This window comes from Rhizobium sp. FG113, assembly GCF_057809895.1.
The window spans coordinates 149,218-171,345 of the sequence record NZ_JBMDKV010000006.1; the positions used below are offsets into that span (position 1 = coordinate 149,218).

21 protein-coding genes are annotated in these 22,128 nt (G+C 59.2%); 6 read left to right on the top strand and 15 right to left on the bottom strand.

Annotated features, from left to right (window positions below; genetic code table 11):
- Positions 1-13: 13 nt before the first annotated feature.
- From ACODTZ_RS17055 to ACODTZ_RS17090, 8 genes are all read right to left on the bottom strand, one after another.
- On the bottom strand, positions 14-1,309 hold the full coding sequence (locus tag ACODTZ_RS17055; RefSeq protein WP_489026910.1) for a D-tagatose-bisphosphate aldolase, class II, non-catalytic subunit: 1,296 nt from the start codon (positions 1,307-1,309) through the stop codon (positions 14-16).
- On the bottom strand, positions 1,306-2,259 hold the full coding sequence (locus tag ACODTZ_RS17060) for an SIS domain-containing protein (protein ID WP_489026911.1): 954 nt from the start codon (positions 2,257-2,259) through the stop codon (positions 1,306-1,308). Before ACODTZ_RS17060 ends, ACODTZ_RS17055 begins: the two co-directional genes overlap by 4 nt.
- Positions 2,260-2,270: 11 nt before the next feature.
- Entirely contained in the window at positions 2,271-3,128 is an 858-nt protein-coding gene (locus ACODTZ_RS17065; protein ID WP_489026912.1) for a carbohydrate ABC transporter permease, read from the bottom strand.
- On the bottom strand, positions 3,128-4,045 hold the full coding sequence (locus ACODTZ_RS17070) for a carbohydrate ABC transporter permease (protein WP_047510645.1): 918 nt from the start codon (positions 4,043-4,045) through the stop codon (positions 3,128-3,130). The genes ACODTZ_RS17065 and ACODTZ_RS17070 overlap by 1 nt, the downstream gene beginning before the upstream one ends.
- The gene (locus ACODTZ_RS17075) at positions 4,042-5,295 is read right to left on the bottom strand and encodes an ABC transporter substrate-binding protein (RefSeq protein ID WP_489026913.1); all 1,254 of its coding nucleotides are present in this window, start codon (positions 5,293-5,295) and stop codon (positions 4,042-4,044) included. Before ACODTZ_RS17075 ends, ACODTZ_RS17070 begins: the two co-directional genes overlap by 4 nt.
- Before the next feature lie 38 nt (positions 5,296-5,333).
- Positions 5,334-6,284, bottom strand: coding sequence for an N-acetylglucosamine kinase (locus ACODTZ_RS17080; RefSeq protein WP_489026914.1), 951 nt, complete (start codon positions 6,282-6,284; stop codon positions 5,334-5,336).
- Positions 6,281-7,075 (bottom strand): DeoR/GlpR family DNA-binding transcription regulator, encoded by a 795-nt coding sequence (locus tag ACODTZ_RS17085; protein WP_489026915.1) that lies wholly within the window; start codon positions 7,073-7,075, stop codon positions 6,281-6,283. The genes ACODTZ_RS17080 and ACODTZ_RS17085 overlap by 4 nt, the downstream gene beginning before the upstream one ends.
- A 151-nt stretch (positions 7,076-7,226) precedes the next feature.
- Positions 7,227-8,543, bottom strand: a complete 1,317-nt coding sequence (locus tag ACODTZ_RS17090; protein ID WP_489026916.1) for an alpha-glucosidase/alpha-galactosidase — start codon at positions 8,541-8,543, stop codon at positions 7,227-7,229.
- 98 nt (positions 8,544-8,641) lie between these two features.
- Here ACODTZ_RS17090 and ACODTZ_RS17095 point away from each other — a divergent pair, with 98 nt between their 5' ends.
- Positions 8,642-9,499 carry a helix-turn-helix domain-containing protein gene (locus tag ACODTZ_RS17095; protein ID WP_348531736.1) on the top strand — a complete coding sequence of 286 codons (858 nt, stop codon included), beginning with the start codon at positions 8,642-8,644 and terminating at the stop codon, positions 9,497-9,499.
- A 193-nt stretch (positions 9,500-9,692) separates the two neighbouring features.
- On the opposite strand, the gene ACODTZ_RS17100 is transcribed toward ACODTZ_RS17095, so the two are convergent.
- Together ACODTZ_RS17100 and ACODTZ_RS17105 are read right to left on the bottom strand one after the other, a co-directional pair.
- Complete coding sequence (locus ACODTZ_RS17100) at positions 9,693-11,027, bottom strand: solute carrier family 23 protein (RefSeq protein ID WP_489026917.1); 1,335 nt, start codon at positions 11,025-11,027, stop codon at positions 9,693-9,695.
- Positions 11,028-11,384: 357 nt separating this feature from the next.
- Positions 11,385-12,563, bottom strand: a complete 1,179-nt coding sequence (locus tag ACODTZ_RS17105; protein WP_489026918.1) for an adenylate/guanylate cyclase domain-containing protein — start codon at positions 12,561-12,563, stop codon at positions 11,385-11,387.
- Between the two features lie 462 nt (positions 12,564-13,025).
- Here ACODTZ_RS17105 and ACODTZ_RS17110 point away from each other — a divergent pair, with 462 nt between their 5' ends.
- Positions 13,026-13,691, top strand: coding sequence for a hypothetical protein (locus ACODTZ_RS17110; RefSeq protein WP_489026919.1), 666 nt, complete (start codon positions 13,026-13,028; stop codon positions 13,689-13,691).
- A 207-nt stretch (positions 13,692-13,898) separates the two neighbouring features.
- A complete protein-coding gene (locus ACODTZ_RS17115; protein ID WP_489026920.1) occupies positions 13,899-14,237 on the top strand; it encodes a hypothetical protein in 339 nt (112 codons plus the stop codon).
- A 140-nt stretch (positions 14,238-14,377) separates the two neighbouring features.
- Here the strand turns inward: ACODTZ_RS17115 and ACODTZ_RS17120 are convergent, their stop codons facing one another.
- Positions 14,378-15,301, bottom strand: coding sequence for an ArdC family protein (locus ACODTZ_RS17120; protein WP_489026921.1), 924 nt, complete (start codon positions 15,299-15,301; stop codon positions 14,378-14,380).
- Positions 15,302-15,586: 285 nt separating this feature from the next.
- Positions 15,587-16,174, bottom strand: coding sequence for a hypothetical protein (locus tag ACODTZ_RS17125; RefSeq protein WP_209234020.1), 588 nt, complete (start codon positions 16,172-16,174; stop codon positions 15,587-15,589).
- Positions 16,175-17,224: 1,050 nt separating this feature from the next.
- On the opposite strand from ACODTZ_RS17125, the gene ACODTZ_RS17130 reads away from it, so the two are divergent.
- Complete coding sequence (locus ACODTZ_RS17130) at positions 17,225-17,674, top strand: hypothetical protein (RefSeq protein WP_247750227.1); 450 nt, start codon at positions 17,225-17,227, stop codon at positions 17,672-17,674.
- 244 nt (positions 17,675-17,918) lie between these two features.
- Here the strand turns inward: ACODTZ_RS17130 and ACODTZ_RS17135 are convergent, their stop codons facing one another.
- On the bottom strand, positions 17,919-18,263 hold the full coding sequence (locus ACODTZ_RS17135; protein WP_489026922.1) for a hypothetical protein: 345 nt from the start codon (positions 18,261-18,263) through the stop codon (positions 17,919-17,921).
- 457 nt (positions 18,264-18,720) lie between these two features.
- On the opposite strand from ACODTZ_RS17135, the gene ACODTZ_RS17140 reads away from it, so the two are divergent.
- Positions 18,721-19,320, top strand: coding sequence for a hypothetical protein (locus ACODTZ_RS17140; RefSeq protein WP_489026923.1), 600 nt, complete (start codon positions 18,721-18,723; stop codon positions 19,318-19,320).
- Between the two features lie 39 nt (positions 19,321-19,359).
- Here ACODTZ_RS17140 and ACODTZ_RS17145 read toward each other — a convergent pair whose 3' ends face one another.
- On the bottom strand, positions 19,360-20,262 hold the full coding sequence (locus ACODTZ_RS17145; protein WP_489026924.1) for a DUF3991 and toprim domain-containing protein: 903 nt from the start codon (positions 20,260-20,262) through the stop codon (positions 19,360-19,362).
- A 382-nt stretch (positions 20,263-20,644) separates the two neighbouring features.
- On the opposite strand from ACODTZ_RS17145, the gene pmtA reads away from it, so the two are divergent.
- Positions 20,645-21,238, top strand: a complete 594-nt coding sequence (pmtA, locus tag ACODTZ_RS17150; RefSeq protein ID WP_209234016.1) for a phospholipid N-methyltransferase PmtA — start codon at positions 20,645-20,647, stop codon at positions 21,236-21,238.
- Between the two features lie 275 nt (positions 21,239-21,513).
- On the opposite strand, the gene ACODTZ_RS17155 is transcribed toward pmtA, so the two are convergent.
- Positions 21,514-21,717: a cold-shock protein gene (locus ACODTZ_RS17155; protein ID WP_209234277.1), complete on the bottom strand. Its 204-nt coding sequence runs from the start codon at positions 21,715-21,717 to the stop codon at positions 21,514-21,516.
- Positions 21,718-22,128 lie beyond the last annotated feature (411 nt).

The following is a 22,128-nucleotide window of genomic DNA, read 5'->3' on the forward strand; positions in this document are numbered from 1 at the left end:
CACCACTTGAAATTTACTGGCTGGCCGTGGCCGTGGAATAGGGCGCGAGCGCCGCATCGATTGCGGCGAGGCAAAGATCGCGAGCTCGTGGCGCCACGCGTCCTGTCACGACGTCAGGATAAACACGAGCGAGATACTGGCTGATCAGCGTTTCCGGGATCGGATCGGGAAGCGCTGCCATCAAGGCTTCCACCGCGCCGGCAGCCTGCCTGTCGGGCCAATAGTAGCGGATACGGTCGCTGTAGCTGAAGTGGCGCTGAAGCCGCATTTCCTTGGCAGACCCTGTGTAGTGACCCGCCCAATGCTGCGGCTGGCTCAACATGATCGCTTCCATCTCGGCGTGGAGGCTATCCGACGCGCCATCAAGTACCTGCCTGATGGCATCAAGCCCGTAAAGCGCCTCGCGTAGCGCGAAGGTCAAGCCGGGACCAACTTTCAGGATGGCGAAACCGCCATCGACAAGAGCCGAAAGCTCGGCAACGGTCTGATAGTCCGTCGAGTGGGCCTCGAAGAGGAGTCTCGGCATTCGGGAAAGCGACGATGCCAATCCCCGGGCGTGGTCTGGCTTGTAAAGGACGACATTCGCATTTCCGAACTCGACGCCCGGTTGGACGACGATCCCGATCACGCGGTCCATGGCCGCTCCGGCGCCGGCCTTCTCGAAAGCCGATGTGTGGATGGCGAGCGTCTTCAGGGCGGCGTCGGGAGAGGTGACCTCAAGCTCCTCGATCGCATGCGTCGCGCCGCCGGGAGGAGGGACCTCCGTGCCGATGATATACACCGGAGGCCGTTGCCCGATCCGGCGTGCCGTATCTTCCGCGACCCTTGCCAGACGTGCCGCCCTTTCGGCAGTCACTTCGTCGTCGAGCGCCGCCGGTTCCCCAGCGCATCCCATCGACGTGTCGAGATGCAGCTTCTCGAAGCCTGCTTCGACATAAGCCGCGACCATTGCCTCGGCTCGAGCCATGGCTTCGTCCGCACCCAGCTTCTTCCAGGGATTGGGACCAAGATGATCGCCGCCGAGGATGATCCTCTCCAGCGGGAAACCGACCTCTGTGGCGATCCGCTCAATGAACTGCCGGAAGGCTGCCGGGGTCATGCCCGTGTAGCCGCCTTCCTGATTGACCTGGTTGCAGGTGGCCTCGATGAGGACCACGGTGCCTTCCCGCGCCGCCCGCCGCAAGGCGGCCTCGATCACGAGCGGATGAGCCGAGCAGACCGACGTTATGCCGCGCGGCAAGGGTTGTTGGCGCGCGCCGAAAAGCTTGGAGAGCGCGCTCTCACGATTATGATCAAGAGGGTCGCTCATACCAGCGTGACAACCTTGGTCAGGTGTCGCGGCGATACCGTGTCTATGCCTCTCGATTGCGCGACACGCTCACCGAGCATCTGCAGGGCGGGGAGAATGACGAGTGCGGCGAGCGAAATATCGGCTTCGACAGCGAGTTCGATATCGCCAGGTCCGCCGAGGCCGATGACGATAGCGCCCTTTTCCTGCAGCTCTCCGACGAGTTTGGCTTCGGCATCCTTCTGATCGGTGCTGTAAAGCATGACGGCCGCGGTTTTCTCGTCCACAAGGCTGATCGGGCCATGGCGATATTCAAGCGGATGGAAGGGCTGGGTCAGGACCTGGCTCATTTCCATAAGCTTCAGTGCGCCTTCCGCGGCCATGCCGAAAAGCGGTCCGCCGCCGAGAAAAACGAAATGGCTGCGATCGAGAACCTGTTTGCTGAGCGAAGCGTCGAGCGCATCAGCGAGCTTTTTTGCGGATGCCACGGCCGATGCGGGGATCTTATGGCCGATCATCTGCAGGCCAAGCAGCAGCATGAGGCTGGCCGAGACCGACATGACGATGCCTTCCTCGCTGTGGGTCGGCGAGGCAACGACGTCGTCGCTGCATTTTGCAAGCGAACTCTCGGCCTCGACAGTCAGGGCGGTGACGAAGGCGTCGTTCTCGCGGCTCATTTTGGCGGCAGCTACTGTCTCGGTCGTTTCGCCGCTGCGCGATATTGCGACGACATGCGTGTTCTTCCAGTCCGGCCAGAAGAATGATGGGCGATTGAGCCATTCGGCGCCGGGGACGGCGATTGCACGACGGCCGGCATTGTTCGCGTAGGCCGCGAGCGACATGGCGAGGTAGTAAGATGTTCCGCAGCCAACATAGACGAGCACGTCGTCGCGCGTGATCGCGGTGTTTGAGCCCAGCGCCTTCTCCCAGAAGGTAAACTGCTCGCGGATGACTTTTTCGGTCGTGTTCATGGTGACTCCGATTACTTGACCGAGCCGGCCAGCAGACCGCTGACGAGGTATCGGTTGAGGAAGATGACGACGAGGGCGGGGATGACGATCGCGATGGAGCCGCTGGCCGTGATCAGCCCGTAGTCGATGAAGTTTTTCGTGACGAACTCGGGAATGAGAACAGTCAGTGGCTTGGTCGCCTGCGGCGAGAAGATGAGGGGCACGAGATATTGCCCCCAGGCGCCGAGGAAGGTGAGGATCGCAGCGGCAGTCAGACCGGGACCGGCCAGCGGCAGTACGATGTTGAAGAAGATGTAGAGACGTCCCGCACCATCGAGCTGCGCGGCTTCCTCCAGCGCCAGAGGCAGGGCCTCGAAGACGCTGCGCAGCAGCCATAGCGAGAGCGGCAGGTAAGCCGAGACGTAGATCAGGGCGACGCCGACATAGGTATCGACGAGATGCATCTTGATCATGATCTGGTAGAGCGGGATCAGCACCGCATAGGCCGGGATCGCCAGCGTCGCGACCACAAGGCCGAAGAGCGCGTTGCGGCCGGGGAAGCGTATCCGGGTGAAGGCGTAGGCGCCCAGTGCGGAAATGGCCACACAAAGGAGCGTCGCGGCCGCCGAGGTGACGACGCTGTTCAACAGCGCTGCGCGAAACTGCCGCCATACTTCGACGCCGCCGATGCGATCGACGTTGATGCCGAGCAGACGCGAGTAGTGATCCAGGGTGAAATGTTGCGGGAAGAAGTGAATTGGCCGGACGGAGAAGTCATCCGTCGGCGTCACCGAACTGGCGACGGTCCAGTAGATCGGACCGAGCGACCAGATCAAGAGCACGACGACGCCGATCCATATCATCAGGCGATAGAGAAGGGTGGGTTTCATCAGTCGAACCGTGTGTTGCGATAGACCCGAAGGACGTAAATGAGCGAGACGAGAAGCGAGACGAAGGTGATGACGACAGAAAGAGCCATGCCGTATGAGAATCGCAAGTTCTGGAAGGTCTCCAGATAGATCTGCACGAGGATCGGCCGCGTCTCGAGACTGGATCCAGCAAGAACCCAGGCTTCGTCGAAGAGGTTGAAGGCGTTGACCGTGGCGTTGGTCATGGCAACCGCGATCGCGCTGCGAACAAGCGGAAGCGTGACCAGCGCGAACATCTGTGGGCGCGTTGCGCCATCGATGCGTGCCGCCTCATAAAGATGCGAGGGAATGCTCTGCATCGCCGCGAGGACGATGACGATCGTCAGCGGCATCATGCGCCAGACATGCACGACGGTGACGGCAATGATCGCGCTCGTCCGATCGTTGAACCAGACGTGGTTTTCGAAGGGAAGGCCGAGCGAGGTGAGGATGCCGTTCAGCAGGCCCGCGCCAGGCTGATAGATCCATAGCCAGATCACGGAGTTGACGACACCGGGAAGCGCCCAAGGGAGGATCACCGCCGCGAGAACCCACTGCCGGCCAACTTTCAGCTGATTGATCAGCGAGGCGGCGAGCACGCCGAAGACCGTTTCCGCAAGCACTGCCAGCACGACATAGATGAGCGTGTTGACCCAGGTCGTGCCGAGCTGCGCGTCCGACAGCATGCGCGTGTAGTTTTCCAGGCCGACGAAGGGCGTGCCGGCCTGCATCGGATTAACCCGGTGAAGGCTGTCCCAAAGAGTTCGCGCCATCGGATAGAAAACGAGCGCCGTCATGGTGATGAGAATGGGGGACACCAGCAGCACGCCGAGAGTGGTGTCGGCATTCAAGCCGACACCCTTCTTGCCTGCGGTCTCCTTATAGGCGACAGCAGTCATTGCGCCATCGCCTGCTTGGCGGCGTAGGCAATACTTTCGACTGCCTGGTCAACGCTCATCTGACCCTTGGCAGCGCTGTTGATTGCGGTGTTTACGCCGCTGGAGAACTGCGGGTACCACGGAGGCGTGCCCTGCGGGAACAGCGCCTCGACCGTCTTAGACTGCGCGACGAGTGCATCGCCGCTGTTCAGCTTGCCTTCCGAGTTGAGCTCGGCCAGTGCCGAGGTGCGGGTCGGCAGGAAGCCGTTCGCCATGTTCTTCTTCTGGAACTCGCGGCTCGTGAACCACTTGACGAAGGCAACAGCCGCTTCCTTGTTGGGCGAGACGTTGGGGATGGCAAGCGCCTCCGGCAGGCCGAAGCTGCGGGTCTCGCCGCTTTCGGTCGGAACTAGGATCGCCTCGACCTGACCGGCGACCTTGGACTGCTTCGGATCGTTCATCTGTCCGAGACGGCCGGGTTCGCCCGAGATCATGATGCTGGTCAGACCCTGGGAGAACATTCCCTCGTTGATCTGGCTATCCTTGAGACCGGTGGAAGCCGGATCGACCAGGCCTTCCTTGAGCAGCATCAGTTCGAAGGCCAGCGCCTTGTAGCCGGCGGAATCGGGCTTGGTGAAGAGCGGGTTGAAATCCTTGTCGAACAGCTCGCCGCCAAATGCCTTGGTCAGCAGGTACCAGCTCGTCGAGGCACCCTCTGTCGCCGAGACCGGCAGGCCGATCGGATAGGTGGCGATGCCCTTTTCCTTGATCTTCTTGACCGCTGCCACCAGCTGGTCGAGCGTCTTCGGCGTCTCGGTGATGCCGGCATCCGCGAAATGCTTCTTGTTGATGAGCATCACGCGGAAGTCGTTCGAATAGGGGACGCCAAGCAGCTTTCCATCGACCGTGAAGATCTTGGCAACGCCGATGTCCTTGGTGGAATCCGCGTCAATCACATCGTTAAGCGGCATATACCAGTCGGCTGCTGCGAATTGACCCGTCCAGGACCAGTCGAACTCGGTCACGTCGGCCGGTGCCGTGCCGGCAACCAGTGCCGTCACCAGCTTCGGGCGGATATCGTCCCAAGAAAGCGTCTGCAGGTCGACATGGATGCCGGTTTCAGCTTCGAACGCGGCGGCGATATCGGGGCCCTGCGGCGACGGCATCAATACGGTGATCGATTCACCGGCAAGCGGCTTGTCTTGCGCGGCCGCCGGAAGAGCCACGGCCAGGGCGGCTGAGGCGAGCAGTGATAAGATTGTTTTACGCATGTTCCCATCCTTCTTTGTTATCAAGAATTTACGTGATTTTATTGCGCAAACGCCGCATTAGCCGATGCGGCGACGTGCCCGATCCAGCCTTCGTCTATGGGCCAATCGAGAAGTTGGGCGGCAGCGAAGAGCGCTCCGCCGATCGGGGGTAGTTTCGGAGCAATCGGGGGGCGACCGATGCGTCGCTCGAGGGCTTTCAAAAGGATCGTGCTCCGGAACGTGCCGCCGGCAAATGTCCAGTTGGCTCCCGGTTCACAGTGGCCTGCGATCGCACGGTGGTGCTTGGCGAGTTCGTCCGCAGCGAGGTCAAGCAGGCCAATGGCGGCGGCGTCACCCTCTAGCGCTGCGCGATCGACCACTGCGGACAGCGCAGCGATGCTTGACCGTTTCGCATCAGACGTCGCCCAGGCACCGAGGCTGTTCATCGGGTTGGTTGGCTCGAGTTGAAGGTGATCAAAGACAGCCTTTGCCAAGGCGGTCGGCGGCAGGCGTCCATCCAGGCTCTGGCTGACAAGATTGAGCGCCAACCTGCCGACCCAGTAGCTGCTGCCTTCATCACCGATGATGTCACCCCAGCCGCCGGTCCGGGCAGGTTCGCCTTCTGCATTGCGCGCCCAGGCCATGGAACCGGTTCCGGAGAGCACAAGAATACCGGACTTGCCGGCCAGCGCGCCGAGATGGGCGGCATCGACATCGTTGAGAACGCGTGTCCGCGCTTTCGGGAAGGCTTGCGCGATGGCTTCTTCCAACTGTTGGGAAAGATGGGCAACCTCTCCGTAAACGGGCAAGGCGGCCGCGATGGCGGTCAATCGCCCTTCGGCGCGAAACGGTTCGATCTGCGCCTCGAGCTCGGTCCGCCAAGCTGGGTTGTCCATTGCGTTGACGCCGCCACCCAAACCGGTACGAAGGATGTGTCCGCTGCGATCGGCAAGCGCCACCATCACCTTGGTGCCGCCGCCATCGATGCCGAGGATCAGGTCGTCGCTCAAGACTTCGCTCCCTGGTCGGCAAAAATGGCCTCGACGGCAAGGTCGCCAAGCTGCGCTCGCCAGTCCTTCGAAAGATCGGCATCGGTGATCAGCTTGGCACTATTCAACGGCGCCACCTTGTAGGTTGCTGTCGTGCCGAATTTCGAGGAGTCCGCGAGTACGAAGCGATGGCTGGATCGGGTGAGCATCTTCCGATTGAGGCTCGCTTCGGCGCTGTCCACGCTGTAGATCGCGCCATCATTGCTCACCGCGCTTGCGCCGAGAAACAGCTGGTCGAACCAGATCGTTTCCAGCATGGCTTCGGCCTGGGGGCCGACGAGCGATGCATTTTCGCTGCGCAACTGCCCGCCGAGCAGGACGACGTCGAGGTTCGGGACGTTCATGAACTCCTGCGCCACGATCAGGCCGTTGGTGAAGATGCGTAGCGGCATGGGATTGATGCGGATCAGCTTGGCCAGCTGGAGCACCGTCGTGCCGGCATCGAGGAAGATTGCGGTACGGGGATGAAGGCGCTCGTAGGCCGCATTCGCAATGGCGCGCTTGGCAGCCAATTGGCGCTTCTCGCGCTCCTGAAACGCAAGCTCCACCGAAGACCCTTCGGCGATCCGAGCCCCGCCGTGTACCCGGTCGATCGCACCAGCCTCCTGCAATAGCTGAAGATCGCGCCGCACGGTCGCGAGCGAGGCGCCGACGGCATCCGCGATGTCCTGGATCGTGGAAAAGCCGTTCGCATAGAGATGGCTGCGGATGAGGTCCTGCCGATCAGTCTTGAGGCCGCCGCTCTGGTTCAAGGCATGTTCCCTTTTGGATCTTAATTTCACTCAGATTTTCATTTGAAAAGATCATTGTCAATCACAATTATGATTTTTTCTGATCGTTTTCTTTGCGCGCAAAGAAAACGGCGCCTCAAACAAGGCGCCGCTGAAAAGGGTAGGGGTGTGCTCAGTGATACTTTGGCAGCAGGTCGCCGTGTTGGTCGATGAGATCGTCCACCATGTGCCAGATTTCGTCGGGCGACAGCTCGGCGGATGTGTGCGGATCGAGCAGCGCGGCCTGGTAGATCCGGTCCCGTTTACCGGTCAGCGCGGCCTCCACGGTCAGTTCCTGTACGGAGATGCTCAATCGCATGACGGCTGCGAGTTGCGACGGAATTCTGCCGATGCGCGTCGGCTGGATGCCGTTGCGGTCGACATGGCAGGGAACTTCGACGATGCATTCAGGCGGAAGATTCTCGATTAGGCCGTTGTTCGGAACATTGCCATAGATCAGCGCCGGCTTTCCGGTTACCGCCGCGTGGATGATGCCGGCGGCATACTCGTTGCTCCGGCACACCTCGATCGGCTTTCCGCCTTCGAGGTCCTGACGCAGCGCATGCCATTCGCCGATCTGCACCTCGCAACGGCGGATGTACTCGTCGAGCGGAATATTGAGCTGTTCCACCAGTTCCGGCCGGCGATCCTTGATGTACCACGACGTATATTCCGAGAAATGCTCGCTGGATTCGGTCACGAAGTGGCCAAGCCGTTTCAGGGCGTCGAAACGAACGCGATCGTCGGCTGGAACCTTGCCCTCGGCTGCCAGCGCCTTCAGCCTCGGATACAGATCTTCCCTTGCACCGTTGGTGCCGACTTTCTCATATTTGAGAAAGAACGCAATGTGATTGATGCCGGCAGAGACGTAGTTGATGTCGTCGATGTTTTCGCCAAGGCAGCCGGCAAGATGGCCGGCGGTGTGTTGCACGCTGTGGCAGAGGCCGACATTGCGGATGGTCGGGGCAATCTCCTTGATGGCCCAGCAGTTGATCGCCATCGGGTTGACATACTGCATCAACAACGCATTCGGGCACACCTCCTCCATGTCGCGGCAAATGGCCTCAAGCACGGCGATCGTTCTGAGACCCCGGAAGATGCCTCCAATGCCGAGCGTATCGGCAATCGTCTGCCGCAGGCCGTATTTCTTAGGCACGTCGAAATCCGTGACCGTTGCTGGCTTGTAGCCACCGACCTGCATCATCAAGATGACGAAGTCCGAACCTTTGAGGGCCTCGCGACGATTGAGCGTCGCCTCGATCCGCACCGAGGGCAACTTCAGCGCCTCACATATGCGTCGCGCGACAATCTCAGACGTCTTCAGGCGCTCCGGATCTATGTCGAAAAGGCTGATGACATAGTCATGGTCAGATGGAGTCGACAGCACGTCGCCCAGGATGTTCTGGGCAAAGACTGTGCTTCCGGCTCCGACGAGGCAAATTTTTGGCATAAGGTTCTCCTTTGGTGAGATCGACCTTTCATGCCTCTTTTAATTGGGACTTTCTTCTCGATAATAGGGAGATTATTCTCGGATCGGAGCAGACGACGGTGAACGGAGAAGAAGCTGGTACGGAGGGCAAGTGGCTCGGGTCGCCGCGCGACTTTCTCGTTGAAGAGCATATGGCGGATACGATGACGTCGGCGCATTGGCACGACCACATCGAGATCAATCTGCTCCGCGAGGGCTCGATGACCTACCTTTTCAACGGAAAGCAGGAGCATGTCGAAGCCGGACGCCTCGTCTTGTTTTGGGCGGCGATCCCTCATCAGACGATTGTCGTGACGCCGCAATCACCACTCGTCTGTGCCTATCTTCCGCTCGCGGACTTTCTGGCAATGCCAATCGAGGCAACCGCCAGACAGGCCATATTGCAGGGGGCGTTCATACACGAACCCAACCCCACGGACGGCGCATCGTCGTCAGGCGCTCGATGGGTCAAGGAATGGACCAATGGCGATCAGGCGCGGCGGCAACTGGTCAGCGATGAGGTTGCTCTTCGCGTGCGCAGGCTTATTCTTGACCATGCAGACGCCGGCATCACCCGCCGCGAAGCGACGGCGCTTGCCGGTCCGGGCATACGCTATACGCAGGCTCTGACGGAGATAATCAGCAAGCGCTACCGTGAACCACTGACGCTCGCATCGATCGCAAAGCTGGCGCGCGTGCATCCCACAACCGCCAACAGGGCGTTTCGCAACGTGCTGGGAATCTCTGTCATGGAATATCTGACGCGGTTCCGGTTATCGCGTGCCATGCTACGACTGGCGGAGACCAACGACCCGATCCTTGAGATCGCACATGACTGTGGTTTCGGTTCCCCCGCGCGCTTCTACGCTGTTTTCAAACACCACACGGACGACACCCCTCGCAACTTTCGCATGATGATGCGGATGAGAGCGGGCTAAGCTGTGTGTTCGATCTGTTGAGCCAAATCCATTTCGGCCGTCGGAAGCGAGCCATCGATCGTCCAGGCACAGATAGATCCACATCAATTTCCGAGATCAGTCTTCCGACTAGATGACGGTAGAAACGAGCAGAAAGGCCGCCTCTCATCAAGGCGACCTCGATCTCGTGTGCTGGTGCTCAGATCAATCGCTGCTACGCATTGTTGTTCGTGCGACCCGAGACTTTCGACCAGCCCAGGGCATGATAGAGCACGATCGCGCCGATCGTCGCCGTGCCGATGCCGTCGAGCGTGAACCCTGCAACGTCAAGCTTGAAGTTGCCGGCGCCCAACACAAGCGCGACGCCAACCGTGATGAGATTGCGCGGCTCGGCGAAGTCGACCTTGTTTTCGACCCAGATACGGCCGGCGGTCGCCGCGATAAGCCCGAAGACGACGATCGACAGGCCACCAATCACAGGGGCAGGTATCGTCTGTATCAGGGCTCCGAACTTCGGCGAGAAGCCGAGCAGGATCGCGACAGCGGCGGCGACGAGGAACACGAGGGTCGAGAAGATTCGTGTGACGGCCATCACGCCCATGTTTTCCGCGTAGGTCGTCATGCCCGTGCCGCCGAAGGCGCCGGACAGCATGGTCGCGACACCGTCGCCAATGAATGCGCGGCCGAGATAAGGATCCAGGCTACGGCCTGTCATGGCGCCTATCGCCTTGATGTGCCCCAAGTTCTCCGCGATGAGGATGATGACGACAGGCGCGATCAGCGTCACGGCGGAAGCTGAAAAGACCGGTGTCGTGAAATGCGGCCAGCCGAACCACGGGGCGGCGGCCACGCCGGAAAAGTCGATGGGTGCGCCAAGCCCGAAACCGTTGGCGACGATGTAGTAGGTGAGATAAGCGAGCGCGCCGCCGATGAGGATCGGCAGGCGACGGGTCATGCCGGGTGCATAAACCGCGATGGCGCCGACAGCCACGAAGGTCAGGATGGCGATCCAGCGCGAGAGCTGGCTGCCATCGGGGCTGGACGCGTTGATGCCGGAGGCACTCGATATCGCGATCGGCGCCAGCACAAGTCCGATTGCCGCAACAATCGCACCGGTGAGCACAGGTGGCATGAGCCGCTCGATCCAGCGGTGACCCGCGAATGCGACGAAGAGGCCGATCAGGGCATAAAGCGCCCCGGCGGCGATGATGCCGCCCAAAGCCAGCGCGATATTTGGATTTGGCGCGCCGGCCGTGGCCGCGGTCGCGGCAAGCACGGGACCGATGAAGGCGAAGGAAGATCCGAGATAGCTCGGAACTCGACCACCGACGGCAACGAAGAAGATCAGCGTCGAGATGCCCGAAAACAGGATGGAGACATTGGGATCGAAGCCCATGATCAGCGGCGCAAGCACGGTCGAGCCGAACATGGCGACCACGTGCTGCAGGCCAAGCACGACAGTCTGACCGGCCGGCAACCGTTCATCGGGCAGGATGCGCCCTTCCGTCTTCAACCGCCAGCGCGGGAAATAGCCACCAGTTTCGCTCATCAAATTCATGCCCCTTCGAGATCGTTGCGCGGAGCCGCGCCCGAGACACTTGTCTCGTTCTATGGGCCCGTCGCGGATAAGAATAATCGATCACCGCATACGCAAATCGCCCGTCGATGTCATGGGGGCGCTGAGCTTACCCACAACGACAAACCCAATAGGTCGGTCCAACTGGTCATTTCGCTAGGTCACAGGGCAAGCCAACTGGCACCTTGCGCGGAAACCCCGCAGGGCTGCCTATTTAGCTCAGGCGCCCCCTCGTGGACGGGGCACACGCCCGCGAACGTCGGTAGGGTTGATCGACACCTCTTCGGGCTGAGCCGATCGCTGCTTTGCCGGTTGCATCACGCGCGGCGTTCAATGCCCGACGATGCCTTTCCAGGCATAGACTTCCATTGGTTCCTCGACCCCTTTGAGCTTGAAGTAGCCAGCGCTCTCAAAGCCGATCGTGGCCAGTGTCGCTGCAAACGGGGCTGATGCGAGCACGCTGCGCTCCACCACATCGGCAATCTTCTCAATCCGAGCTACTTCGTTGACCGCCCGGCCAATTGCCGTGAAGTCGAGCCGGCGAGAGGCGCCGATGTTGCCGTAGAACACCTCCCCGACATGCAAGGCGACATCGACGAGCAACTGGGGTTCGCCGAGTGCCGCGCGGCTCGCGTTGAGCTCTTCGTTGCCTTTAACGGCATCTAAAGCGGCTGACAGAGCACGCCCGCAGGCTGCTGACGGATCGTCAAGTTCACTGGGGAAAATAGCCAGCAGGCTATCTCCCATGAATTTCAGGATTTCGCCCCCGCACCCTTCAACAGGACCGGCAATGGCTTCGAAGTGTTCGTTCAACCAGCCGATTATACGTTCAGCGGGCCAACGTTCATTCAATGAAGTGAAGTTCTTGAGATCAGCAAACAGGATCGCGGCGTCTATCGAGGTCCCGTCACCCCGCCTGGTTTGCCCGCTCAAGATACGGCCGCTCGTTCGCGTACCGGTGTAGACCGCCAGCATGTCTGTCGCCAAGCGGGTCGTCGCAACGCGATAGCAAGCCAGCGCAAGGGCGGGCATGAACTGGGCGATCCCTGCAATCTGCTCGTCGGAGAACCCCTCCACAGCGTTAGCCGCCAAGGAGAACCCAACACCTCCGATTGCGATCTCTCCCGGAAACTCCGCGAGCCTAATGACGTAGTCGGTGGCGCCGAGCGCCGCCAGATCGTCGAACAGAGGGAAGGTATCGGGTCCGTCCGTCGGCAGTCGCCACCGACCGTAAAGAAGGTCATTGGCCAACAGGTGAAAAATAGGCGATCGTTCGAACATCGCCTGGCCCGCATCATCATGTCCCTGGCTATCGATCGACACGCCTAAGTCTGGGGCCCATGCCACCGAATACCCTCTCTGCATCGGATCGATGGATGGCATCGCGATCGAAGCGCGAGCAATGGGGTACCCAAGCGCCACCAAGCGCGGCCCAAGCCCCTCCATGATCTGCTCGATGCTTCCGCTGGAGATACCCTGTGCGATCAACCAGTCGACGAGATTCTGCAAGCCCTGGCCTTCCTCGTTGGCTTCGACCAAAGAGAACGGAGTATCCAGCCAGATGGCAGAAAATCAAGGTTCGTGTTGGCGGATCGTTGTGAACTGAACGCTCTCTGAAGGTGATGGCATAGTATCGGGATTGATGCAGCGGTTAGAGCGGATGATTGTTTTGCAGATCATTTTACAAACGGGCGGGCCGGAAGCCTAGCGCGCAGATCTCACTGCCTCCGTCACGTTCCTGCGTTAAAGGAAAGATGCCCGTCGATGAGGGTCGACGGGCATTTAGCAAGGTGTTCTTGCGGCTTGAACACAATGCCATTTAAGCAATACAGAATATTAAGTCATAGATCGCCAAATGTCGTAAAGCGACAATCCCTCCGACTGCGCGTTCGCGCACCACGCAATAGTTTGTCTATTCAGAGAATCGTGCTCATATCGCATTGCTAAAGCTAGCTGTCAGAAGGATTCCTTATGAGCCCATTTGATTTCGCTGCACTGATGATTTTGATCGGGGTCGCCGTTGCCGGACTATCGATTGGGGTCGTTGTCTGGATAAGCCGGAAAATCGAACGAAGACCAATCGTGCTACCCGAAGATGAAGCGCGGGACCTTGCGATGCAGTTGGTCCTGGCAATCGACGACTTTGTCGGCGGTTGCTACATGGCGGCGCACGATTTCCCCGAATTCGACGTCGATGATCCGGAGAATTTCTTCCTCCACGCTGACGATCCAGTTCTCACCCTGCCAAAGGATGCCAATTGGTCATTGTTCGAACGGCAATTGTCCGACGAGATCAGGTGGCTGCCGAACCGGCTGCGCAATGTCCGCGACGCGTTGGAATCCATCGAGATCGATCCACCGGATTTCAAGGACTTGTTTGAACATCGGCAGGATGAATATGCACGCCTTGGCCTGCGGGGGATGGATCTGGTTGAGCGGATTTGCGCTGCTTACCAGTTGCCTTTGCCGGCCCGACCCGACTACTACAATCCCCACAAGGACTTTCTGTCGAAGACACGGGAGATGGATCAATTCTGGAGACGGCGCGCTCAAAGTGCAAGGCAGGTTCCGGATGAGCCATCGAACGTAACCTCACTTTTCGGCCGAGTTGCTCTGCCAGAGAGTGCATCGACTTAAGGTCAACTGGGATCATCATCCCGCCCTCGCGGATCCGCCCATTCAGCGCATGACTGTGGTGCGGCCACGACATGGGTTAGGTCTTGTCGTCGCCACTTTCGATTGCCATCTGATCCCGACGGACACGTCGCCGTCTGTAGATTTCTCAACGTCAACCAATAGATAGCCGGCAAAGTCATATCTTTGCCATGGCGGAAAGTGGCATCGATGACCGCGCGCACCTTGACCGAGATGACAGCCGTGGAACGAGCGAAGATGATGTTGCTCGTTGCCCAGGCGCTTGAGAGCGTCGCAGAGGACGCAGACGAACTCGGCGACGTTCAGTCGGCACGCAACGCCACTTATCTTGCACGCTCGATCCGTGGCTGTGGAACTGGCAAGGCGACGGAAATTCTGCGCGCGGCCGAAATATTTTTGGAGCAAGGCATCAGCTACGTCGCCAGCGTTGCAGAACGGCTCGAGCAGATTCAAGACCTTGGCAAGGACAGCGGGTTCCAAGGCGAGAATCCCAACGATCCGGCCGAAGTATCGCAGACTTACCATTAATCGTTTTCGAATGTCTTGGGCCGGATCGCGATCCTGGCGTGCGGACAAGTCCTTATTGTATCGTCGACTGCGGTCCAGCAATCGCAGCATTGCTGCAAATACAGGCGACACGGCCCACTCCCATCACGATCTCGGCGGCATCAATCAGGCCGAAACGTCATCGACGCTTCGTGCAAACCATGCAGGTAGGTGACGGCACGCTGTGCATGGGCCGCCGCTTGGAAAATCGCCCGCTTGTCGTCGGCCAATACCTTCAACCAAGACTGAAGGTACGACGCGTGATCAGGCCTCGGTTCAAGCTCTGGGGCGATCCTAAGGTCCGCGCAAAGGAAACAACTGCCAAGCTCCGCAATCAGCTCTTCGCGAGCACGTTCGCTTCTATCCTTGGCATAGCGTGACAGGTCGCGGTCAACGCGGTTCTCATTTGCAGTCCAGTGGGTCGCTTCATGGCTCAACGTGGCATAGTAGCTTGCCGCGTCCTTGAAAGTCTCGAAGGGTGGCATCTGGATGACGTCCGGACCGGGTGCATAGAAAGCCTGGTTTCCGCCGTGGCGGATCACCGCGCCAATGTTGCGGAAAAAACGATCCGCCTGCTCGATCCGTGTGACGGTGTCGAGCACGATCTCTGGCCGACTATAGTAATGCTCCGGCAATCCGTCGATCTGCTCCACGTTGAACACGGAATAGGCTTTAAAAAACGGGAGCTCTCGATCGACCTCCCCACCGTTTTCATCCGCTTCGGATTTGGTGAATCGGCTCGCGAATACGACCGTCGATCCGGTCTCGCCCTTTCGAACAGCGGCGCCGAGTTCCAACGCCTGCTTGAAGGTCATCCACATCGACGAAGCAAAGCCACGCGACATTTGCTCTGACCATAGCAGGAGAACGTTTATCCCTGAATAGGGCTGGCCGTTATGACGGAGCGGGCGAGTGATGCGGCCATCCGTATTAGCCGCATTCCAGGGCTTCATCCATGGACGAACCCCGCTGACGAGGTCCTCGATGATCCGATCTGTGATCCGGGAATAGGTGTCGATGCGCTGGCTTTCGGTCTTCCTGCTCATTGCTCTTCTCCACTATTTGGAGCCGCGCCAATCGCGGCCCGTCGCGGAGACCAAGAGCAGGAGGCATAAGCGCACGGCTTGCACCGGAACGGCCGGAACGACGTGAAGGACGGCGAAGCCGTTGCCTGACGTGGGCGGCTCCTGCAGGTCCGACGCCCGAGACGGGCCGCATAGCCCGATCAATTTCCTTTTCGCTCTTCCTCCCGCACGAGCCGGCATGAAAAAGGCCGCCCCAGGGAGGCGGCCTTCAACAATGAAAGGCGGGGCGAACCCCGCCGCAGTGTGTCAGTCGAACGCGGACATCTGGACTGCGGCCGCTTTGCGGTCGAGGGAGTGTCCAGGATTTTCGATCGGGCGATCGAATGGCTTCCAGTTCTCACCTACGACGTGCTTGTAGGCGGTGACGGCACCTTCGGCCGCCATCCGTAGCGCGTGGGCTTGAACACCCATGTCGGCGGCGAACTCGCGCTTGCGCTGTGCGGCACTATCGTAGCCAACAGGACCGTCGAGGTCTTCGTCGCGAGCGTCGTTTGCAGCCTTCGCGGTGGCATCGCGTGCCTGGGTGACGGCATTGCTGTAAAATTGCCCGGCGCCGTGGGCGGAGCCGACATAGGCGCCGACGATCCGCTGCAGGTGGATCTGCATGGCCCGGTCACCGAGGCCTTCGCTGAGTGCATCCGCGGTCTCGATGATGAGTCGTTCGTGGAGATCTCGGATCCCGTCGCTGTCGACAACAGCGTTCCCGAAGCTTTCGGCGATCTTGATCGCCTGGGCGCTGTCCGGGCAGGTAAGGCGGACCATTTCGAGGCTGGCACCCTTGCGGAGCTGAACGACCCGGGCGATCTGATGAGGATTGTTTGTGGGCTTGGCCATGTCTCTTCCTTTCGAGCCGAAGCGGTTCCGGCCCCATGCCGGCTTGCCCTTCGGTACGGTCGCCACGAACCGGCGGAAGACGGGCGCTTCACGGTCCGGACATGCCAGGCCAAGCGGAGCCGATCTGCGAGCAAGCAGGGAAATTGCCCTGCGAAGCCGAGCGGAGCTGCTCCGTGCAGGACGGCAGGTTCCGGCCGCCCCGCGGCGCGATAGCGGCCTTGAAGCGGACGGACGCTGGTTCAGACCGCAGCAAAACCGAAGGACGAGCCGACACGGGCCAATCGTGCGCTAAGAAGCACATGACCGAAACAGGTTCCAACACGTCGTGCTTACGACCATCACCCGAGATCGCACTGGGATGGTGTACGGATTGGACAGTTTTAGACTGACGCCACATCAGTTCGAAAATCCAAGCTGGACGCGTGATGCACAACAGGACGATATCCGCGCTTTCTGGAACCATGGTCGAAACGAGTCGCCCAATTGAATTGGCGTCGTGCAAAGCGCACTCATTGCGCAACATCAGCCTCGAACGGCAATCTACCCGACTTGGTCTCTGCGTCGTCGCTACAGTGCGTTTGGCGACGGGCTCCCGGTCATAGGGTGGAGCGCAGTTTGCTCCAAAACCTATGTTGAGCAGTTAGCATAAAAAATCAGAAACAGACGACATCCCCGCGCCTGGTAATCCACCTGTCGAGTGGCAGGGAATGTGACGCCTCGTCATCGATCGGCGTCCAGTCGACAATGGAAGCGACCGATACTTCCAAATCGCAAGTTCCCTTGCGGACAAAAAGCGTCTCACCGTCGCATCGAAGGGCTTCGACCACCAGAGCTCGGCATTTTCCCTGCGGGTCGATCGTGTCGATAACAATCTGCAAAGTCGCCCTCTCAACGTTATTTCAGCAACTTGTCGTTTTAATCTTGCCTGAAGCATGACTAACATTAGATTTACGGTCGAAACTTCCACTGTTTGCGGAATACGCCGCAGATCATTCTCTGCCTTTTGCATCGATCACGCTGAAATTATTTGGTAGGCCCACGGAGACCGGTATGTTCCAGACCACATCGAACCTGAAGATCCTCCGCGAGGCTCTTTCCTCTCATCTGGAACTTTCCCAGTACTTCCTCGGAATTCACACTTTCTTTGATGGCGAGGTCATTTTTGCGCGGGACGTGGTCCAGGTGAACGTTGATCTTGGACCTTTTCCGGTCGACTTTGCGAATGTGTGGGAGTGGTTCAGGGAGCAGCTAAGCGGACCAGCAAGCCAGGAAACCTTCGCATATGAACTCCCATTTGCCGTCCAGGCGAGCGATGACCCGATCATGGAAAAACTGATCGAGCTCACAACCCTGGCGCCGAAAACGATCTGGATGATCGACCTATCCAATCAAGAGGATCCTGAGACCGGGCGTCGCTTCGTAATCGTCACCGTGCCCGACAAGAAACACGCAAAAGCGTTCCGCGAGACCTATCACGGAAAGCCCGTCCATCCAGATTGAAGAAATGGCCGCCTCGTCAGATCACGAGCCGACGAAGTGATCGCACGCATGGGCGAGAAGTTCAGGAAGGGATGTGTGCGTCGTCTTTGAAATGCCAGCAGCGCTCTGTGATCATGCAGATGTCAAGATCGCCTCTGTTCGCACCGACGACACGGTAGCCCCGCCGCGCGAAAAACGACACCAGTTGTTCGTGCAGAAGGTTCTCGATGTAGAAACTGTAGGTCGGCTCATACCTTTCCAAGAACTACGTCAGCGATCCACTACTCGGCACGTCCGCTTCCATCGAAGCGAGCTCGTAGTCCGCATTGTGGCCAAAGCCTGTCGACTTGCGGATGTAAATGGAAATGCCGGGTTCGCGCACCCACTTGTTTCGCATCCGCGGACCAGCAGAAAAAAATTCTTCAAATGTCAATTTGTGCTCCCGCATGATCACAGATTGTCGATCAGGAAGGTGAATATCAAAGCGCAGACGAAGGTCAATCTCAAGTTGCTCGCGCAGGCTTCCAGCAATCACGGCGAGGGAGCGCAAGCTATGCATCAGGGGCAACTTTCGTTCGTCGCCAAGCTCGGTGGCATCCAGGGCGGCCACCTTACGCAGGGGCGTTTTGCGTACGCTCGTCTTGAGCTGAGTTTACCGGCTAGGGTGGCGGCGGAGAGCGATTCCGCGAGCGCGTCTGTTGACGCAACTGATCGCATCGGTGCGACGCCAGAGTCGCAGGGAGAAAAAAGGGCCGACGGCGAAAGCCGCGGCCCATAAAGTTTGAAGGTCAAAAAAACCTCCAGAGGGGAACAGCCAATGCGACGGAACTGGGAGGAGACCGTCATGTGCATCAGCTGTAGGCGTTATGCCTGAATATTGTCCATTTGGAAAACATTTATTGTGCAATGCAGCTATGCGGTGGCTGCGAGGTCAATGGCAAGCGACGACGTGAGGCGACGCATTTCAATGGCCGGATGAAACAAATTGCCGGTTGCCGGGCTCATCTACAAACCATAGACTGTGACGATCACATGGATCACCGAAATCCAACCGGCGGGAGTCCTCAATGACCCAGCAGTCAATCTTCGAGCTTCGTCGGCTTCGAAACATCGAAGCCAATCTCGGCACGTTGCGGGTGGTGGGCGCGACCCTGCCGATCTGGATTATCGGCGTCCCGCTGGTGGATTTGTTCCCTACTCACGGCAAGGGATTTGCATCCTCGATCTTTGCGATCACATCCATTTTTTTCAGTCTGGCAATCGCTCGTCACGTGCTTTGCAGCTGGATCGTTGGCCCCGAACATCGATTTTTCAACGACGCGCGGCGTGTTGCAACCTTCATTGATCGCACTCGGGAACGCGGTTACATCCCGTTGCGGGGGCCATCTGAGTTGTTCAAATTGAAGGCGCTCAATCTGTCCCTCCTGCTTATCGGTTGGGCAACCCTGCTGTCGTTCCTCCTTGGTGGATACCGATATCTGATCGACGGGTTGAGCGCCGGGCAACCGTGGCCGACCTATGCCGGATTGATCTTCGAATGGGGAATGCCGGCGGCCATGCTGAGCTGCATCTGGCTCGCAATACGCGGCAGTGTACGGGTGGTCCGTAGCACCGACGCCAACGATCTTCCAATGAAGCAGTCTCGAAACGACCCGAACAGACACTAACGGTCGAAACGGCTCGTCTATGCCTCAGGAAAAGGGAGGTCAGGCGAACCTTCCAGACTGTCTCAACACGTCGTTCCAGTCATCGGCGGCCGGCCGCAGCCGAAGATATGAGCAGCCGACATCCTCCGCCAGAGCGCGCAGTCGATCTGCGAAGACGTCACCTTGAGGATTGTTATCGGTCGCTGCTACCAATTGAATGTTGGGACGCTCGCCAAGCCGGCGCAACGCTTCCGCTGTGGCCGGCGCCCAGCCCCCACCGGTGCTGAGGTAGGCGGTCTCCTCCCGCACTCCCTCTATCGAGGCGAGGCTCATCGCATCGATCGCAGCCTCCGTCACACAAAGCCGGTTCGCTCGACTGGTGCCTAGGCGAAACAGAATCTTACTCCCACCTTTAGCGAACCCACGCCACTGAGCACCGCGGCCTTCCCATCCACTGATTCTTCCCATGTCGTCCGTGTGGGCCGCCCACATGCTGCCATAAGGTCCCTCGCGCAGGCGATCCTCGTCGATCGCTGCTCGAATAACGAACGCGGGCAGGGACCTCTCCAACCGCAGATAACGCCATACTGCGGATCCCGGCCACGGCGGTCGCCGGCTTGCCCAACTGTCGGTAATAGAGACCTCGTTCAACGGTCGGCGGTCGTTGCTTACCGAGGTTCCATCAGACGGCGCAAACCCAGATAGAGCGGCGATCCGCGCGCATCCCTCAAGGAAGTCGCATCCCTCCAACGCAGCCACCAACGCGAACACATCGCCCTTATCGTCACCGAGAGGATCAAACCATCCCCGTCCAGCGTGCGTGACGATAATGATCTCGCTGCCACGGCGATACTTCATCGCGCGCTTCGTACTTTGTTTTTCATCAAGGGCGAACCCGGCGGTCTCCAGAACCACCTGGCAGCCCACCCTTTCCCTCAATTGTTCGATCTCGTCTCGTGTCATTTGTTTTTCCGACCACGTTGACCGGCCTTCCTTTCCTTCCCGATATTTTACAGACAAGCTTCCAACCGGTGCGAAGAGCAAGGACGGCAAGGGCGCGCCTGCGCAATTGGAGGATCTGACAAATAGGAGTGAGGCGCGGCAAAGCTTCCCTTGCGGCCGGCAGCTCGCAAGCGGCAGCCAAAACGGCGAGGAGCCACCGAACGAGATTGGTTTGCTCGCTCATAAAAACCTGCCTCCTGAGGATTTGTGCTGTCATTGAGCAATTGGGCCCAGATTCAGTCAATCAATCCTCATCGCCGAACCAGAACGGGCGTCAACGGACTTGTATTTGTCGCGTTTGGACTATCACTTCGCGAACGCTAAAACCTTAGGGAGTCAGACGTTGAGCATACGACAGCGCGTGGGATTGAGGTTCAGGGACGAAATCGAGTTTCTAAAGGGATGGAAGCGGAACCGAACCGCGGTCGGCGCGATCACGCCAACATCCTCTGCTACCGCCAGCCGAATGGCGAGTGTCATCCAAGCTGCCTCGGGGCTACCGGTTCTTGAACTCGGGCCAGGGACAGGTGTTATCACCAAGGCAATTTTGGCACGGGGCGTCCTACCGAGGGACCTCATTTCAATCGAGTATTCACCCGAGTTCTGTCGCCATCTTCGGGAGCAGTTCCCGACAGTGGATGTGCGATGCGGCGATGCCTTCGCGCTTGATCTTATATTGGGCGCGCAGAAAAACGCGATGTTCGACTGCGTCATTTCCGCTATACCGCTCTTGCACCTGCCCCCTGCTAAGCGACGCGAACTGGTCCTCGATTTGCTTGAACGCGTCCCCGCTGGCCGACCGGTCGTACAGATAACTTACGGCCTTTTGTCGCCGGTTGTGTCACTTCCTGCGGGCTACGAGGTGCGCCATATCGCATTCATGATGCGAAACATCCCGCCCGCGCAGCTTTGGCTGTATCGAAAAAGATCGACCTAACGTTGGCCACGCCAAGCGGTACGTACGGGAGCGGCGGATCGCTGATCCGCAGCCTCCAACATGCGTGTTTCGATAGCGTCGCACGCTAGCGCCACGCACGACAGTGGACCCTGCGCAAACCATCCAGTCCCCCCGCCGAGATGGGATAGGCAGGAGTTCGCCAGGCTCTCGCGGAGAACACCCTAAGCTGGCCGGGAAGACAAACGTATCGCGTTCCGGGCCAGCCAAACTTTCCAAACGAGCGCTGTCACCGCTGGTGCCAGCGCCGTCAACCGCTATACGACAGAGACGTTTTCAGCTTTCGACTTCCCAGTCTTTCGATCCTGCCCAATGTCATAATCGACCTTGTCGCCCTGGCTAAGCGATCCGCCACGCGAAAGGGCCGACACATGGACAAACACATCCACCCCGCCATCGTCCGGAGTGATGAAGCCGAAGCCCTTTTCGTCGTTAAAGAATTTTACCGTGCCGGTAGCCATTAGATCATCCCCTTTTTGCACTTTCCAGATCGCGACTGTCTCGCGAGATACGCTATGATCGATACAGTATGAGCGCTCAGAATTAAACCGTGCGCCGCGAGACGCATATATGGAACCATTTTTTCCATGGCCGGCGAACCAATCCAGAATGCAAATAAGCCGGCCATCCTGGCGAGCGGCGTCCGCCGGGAGCCGGAACGAGACGATGAAGAGTATCGGAGAAATCAGCATAGCGCCGCCTTGGCGGGATTTCGGGAATTCTCGCCGCGGGCGGACGGAACGAGGGCAGCCGCAGGAGCCTTAGCATAGCGCCGCTGCAGCGGAAGGCGGGACCGACTGCCCCCGTCCGGCCGCTCGGTCTACCTGCAAAGCCGCCCCTAGGAATTCCGCAAAAGAGACCCACTTTTCTCG

Coding starts and splice junctions, on each gene's coding strand:
- ACODTZ_RS17055 (WP_489026910.1), bottom strand. CDS start 1,309: ATGAGCGACCCTCTTGATCATAATCGTGAGAGCGCGCTCTCCAAGCTT.
- ACODTZ_RS17060 (WP_489026911.1), bottom strand. CDS start 2,259: ATGAACACGACCGAAAAAGTCATCCGCGAGCAGTTTACCTTCTGGGAG.
- ACODTZ_RS17065 (WP_489026912.1), bottom strand. CDS start 3,128: ATGAAACCCACCCTTCTCTATCGCCTGATGATATGGATCGGCGTCGTC.
- ACODTZ_RS17070 (WP_047510645.1), bottom strand. CDS start 4,045: ATGACTGCTGTCGCCTATAAGGAGACCGCAGGCAAGAAGGGTGTCGGC.
- ACODTZ_RS17075 (WP_489026913.1), bottom strand. CDS start 5,295: ATGCGTAAAACAATCTTATCACTGCTCGCCTCAGCCGCCCTGGCCGTG.
- ACODTZ_RS17090 (WP_489026916.1), bottom strand. CDS start 8,543: ATGCCAAAAATTTGCCTCGTCGGAGCCGGAAGCACAGTCTTTGCCCAG.
- ACODTZ_RS17100 (WP_489026917.1), bottom strand. CDS start 11,027: ATGAGCGAAACTGGTGGCTATTTCCCGCGCTGGCGGTTGAAGACGGAA.
- ACODTZ_RS17110 (WP_489026919.1), top strand. CDS start 13,026: ATGAGCCCATTTGATTTCGCTGCACTGATGATTTTGATCGGGGTCGCC.
- ACODTZ_RS17115 (WP_489026920.1), top strand. CDS start 13,899: ATGACCGCGCGCACCTTGACCGAGATGACAGCCGTGGAACGAGCGAAG.
- ACODTZ_RS17120 (WP_489026921.1), bottom strand. CDS start 15,301: ATGAGCAGGAAGACCGAAAGCCAGCGCATCGACACCTATTCCCGGATC.
- ACODTZ_RS17125 (WP_209234020.1), bottom strand. CDS start 16,174: ATGGCCAAGCCCACAAACAATCCTCATCAGATCGCCCGGGTCGTTCAG.
- ACODTZ_RS17130 (WP_247750227.1), top strand. CDS start 17,225: ATGTTCCAGACCACATCGAACCTGAAGATCCTCCGCGAGGCTCTTTCC.
- ACODTZ_RS17140 (WP_489026923.1), top strand. CDS start 18,721: ATGACCCAGCAGTCAATCTTCGAGCTTCGTCGGCTTCGAAACATCGAA.
- ACODTZ_RS17145 (WP_489026924.1), bottom strand. CDS start 20,262: ATGACACGAGACGAGATCGAACAATTGAGGGAAAGGGTGGGCTGCCAG.
- ACODTZ_RS17155 (WP_209234277.1), bottom strand. CDS start 21,717: ATGGCTACCGGCACGGTAAAATTCTTTAACGACGAAAAGGGCTTCGGC.